The following is a 2,555-nucleotide window of genomic DNA, read 5'->3' on the forward strand; positions in this document are numbered from 1 at the left end:
GCCCGTCGACCATTGGTCGCTGAGCGCGACGAAGCCGAAGGGCTGCGACGCCCAGAGCACGAATTCCTCCGCCAGCCGCGACAGATGCAACGCGCACTGGGTGGCCGCGACGAGATAATCGAGCGCGAAATCGCGGTCGCTGACCCCGTCGAGCGAGTTGGTCATCGGCCCGTCGAAGCCGAGCGCATGCGCGGTCATCTCGCGGTCGATCGGGAAGCCCGTTCCCGCCAGCGCCGCCGAGCCGAGTGGCGAGCGGTTCATCCGCACGCGCGCATCCGCAAAGCGGCTGACGTCGCGCGCGATCATCGCGTGATACGCCATCAGGTGATGGCCGAGCGTCACCGGCTGCGCGGATTGCAGATGCGTGAACCCCGGCATCACGCTCGCCGCATGCTCCTCGGCCCGCACGAGCAGCGCCGCCTGGACCCCGCCGAGTGCCGCGAGCACCTGATCGATCGCATCGCGCACCCAGAGCCGGAAGTCGGTCGCGACCTGGTCGTTGCGCGACCGCGCGGTATGCAGACGCCCCGCAACCGGACCGATCGCCTCGGCCAGCCGCGCCTCGGTCTGCATATGGATATCTTCGAGGACGAGGTCCTCGGCAACGCCATGGGCGGCATAGTGCTCGGCGACCCGGTCGAGACCCGCGGCGATCGTCGCGGCGTCCTCGGCCGACACGATACCGCGTGCGCCGAGCATCGCGACATGCGCCTTGGAGCCGGCGATGTCCTGCTTCCACAGTCGCTTGTCGAAGGGGATCGAGGCGTTTATCTCCCGCATGACCGCGGCCGGACCCTCGGCGAAGCGTCCACCCCACATCGCATTGGAGCCGTCCATGTCCTCCCCTTCTCTGCTCTCAAGGGCGTCGATCGTCTGTCTCCTGGGTAGCGCAATGCTGATTGCGGGCTGCGATAGGAAATCGCCGGCTCCGGAGCAAGCAAACGCGGCAGGCGCCGCGATGGGCAATGGCGCCGCATCGGACGAAGTCGCGGCCTCGCCCGACGAAGCGACCGGCACCCCCGCCGCCCCGGTCGACAAGATCGACCGCAGCCACAAGGGTGAGACGGGGCCGACGACCAGCTTCACCGCCCCCGATGGAAAGTCCGTCACGCTTGCCAGCTTCAAGGGCAAGCCGCTGCTGCTCAACCTGTGGGCGACCTGGTGCGCGCCCTGCGTCGCCGAGATGCCAACGCTCGATGCGGTCGCGGGCGCAATGAAGGACAAGGTTCAGGTCGTCGCGGTCAGCCAGGATCTTCAGGGTGCCGAGAAGGTCACGCCGTTCTTCGCGCAAAAGGCGTTCACGACGCTGAAACCCTATCTCGACGCCAAGGCCTCGCTCAGCATCGCCTATCAGGCGAACCTGCCGACCACGATCCTCTACGATTCGAACGGGCGCGAGGTCTGGCGGATGCTGGGCGGCTATGAATGGAACACCCCCGCCGCGGCAAAGCTGATCGCCGAAGCCCGCTGACCGCCCCGCACGACGACGCGCCGCTCCGCCGCGAAAGCCGGAACGGCGCGTCGGCGGCATTCAGGCTAAGCGTACCCTTCTGCATCACGCGTGTCGCTTGTTCTGCATCTCGTCCGTGCGCCTCATCTCCCCATCGGGATCTTAAGGAACATCCGACGCCAGACACGAAAACTCCTGCTGCCTGCTTGCTGACTAGCCCGCGAGCATCGCGCGGATGCGATCGGCCATATCGGGATCGACCGGGTTGTAGACGATCATGCCCAGGTCCGGACGACCCTCGACCGCAAAGCCCGAATATTCCAGCTCCATTGCGCCCAGAACGGGGTGGTGCAGCCGCTTGGTGCCCTCGCCGTGGAAGCGCACGTCGTTGTCCGCCCATAACGCCGCGAATTCGGGACTGGTCGCGCACAGCTCGGTGACCAGCTGGCCAACCTCGGACACGGCACCCGCGCGGACCGCGTCGGCCCGGAATGCGCCGACCACGAAGCGGGCGGTGCTTTCCCAATCCTCCTGCGCGCGCCGCACCCGGTCATCGCCGAACACCAGCCGCAGGATGTTGCGCTCCCTGGGTGGCAGCGCGCCGTAATCGGTGAGCACGAGCGCGGCTGCGCGGTTCCACGCCACGACGTCCCAGGTCGCGGTCTTGATGATCGCGGGGCTGGCGGGCATCCCGTCGAGCAGGCGCTGGAGCCGCGGCGTCACGCTGTCCGCGGCGCGGTAGCGCACCTCCGGCGGACGACCGAGCGCGAGCATGAACAGATGCTCGCGCTCGGCCTCGGTCAGCATCAGGCCGCCCGCAATGCGGTTCAGAACATCGGGGGATGGCGCGCCGCCACGTCCCTGTTCGAGCCAGGTGTACCAGGTCGGACTGATGTTGGCACGTTGCGCGACCTCCTCGCGGCGCAGTCCCGGCGTGCGCCGCCGCTGGATCGGAAAGCCGAGCGCGCCGGGGTCGAGCCGGGTGCGGCGATCGCGGAGATACACGCCGAGGGGGTTATCGGGGGTCGTCGTCATCATCAGCCTGTTAGCAATTATACTAGGAAGAGGTCACTGCTGTTCCCGGATAACGAATGCGCCGATCAGG

Annotated in this window: 3 protein-coding genes; 1 reads left to right on the forward strand and 2 read right to left on the reverse strand. The window is 67.6% G+C overall.

The window, feature by feature from the left end:
- On the reverse strand, positions 1-819 hold an 819-nt coding region (argH, locus tag ASE89_RS21045; protein WP_236701638.1), incomplete at its 3' end, for an argininosuccinate lyase.
- A 139-nt stretch (positions 820-958) separates the two neighbouring features.
- Here argH and ASE89_RS00475 point away from each other — a divergent pair.
- Positions 959-1,471 carry a TlpA family protein disulfide reductase gene (locus tag ASE89_RS00475; protein ID WP_330219032.1) on the forward strand — a complete coding sequence of 171 codons (513 nt, stop codon included), beginning with the start codon at positions 959-961 and terminating at the stop codon, positions 1,469-1,471.
- A gap of 192 nt (positions 1,472-1,663) precedes the next feature.
- Here the strand turns inward: ASE89_RS00475 and ASE89_RS00480 are convergent, their stop codons facing one another.
- The gene (locus tag ASE89_RS00480; protein ID WP_056675056.1) at positions 1,664-2,485 is read right to left on the reverse strand and encodes a helix-turn-helix transcriptional regulator; all 822 of its coding nucleotides are present in this window, start codon (positions 2,483-2,485) and stop codon (positions 1,664-1,666) included.
- Positions 2,486-2,555: the final 70 nt, after the last annotated feature.

This window comes from Sphingomonas sp. Leaf30 (assembly GCF_001422525.1).
GTDB classification, from domain to species: domain Bacteria; phylum Pseudomonadota; class Alphaproteobacteria; order Sphingomonadales; family Sphingomonadaceae; genus Sphingomonas; species Sphingomonas aerolata.

Coding starts and splice junctions, on each gene's coding strand:
- ASE89_RS00480 (WP_056675056.1), bottom strand. CDS start 2,485: ATGACGACGACCCCCGATAACCCCCTCGGCGTGTATCTCCGCGATCGC.
- ASE89_RS00475 (WP_330219032.1), top strand. CDS start 959: ATGGGCAATGGCGCCGCATCGGACGAAGTCGCGGCCTCGCCCGACGAA.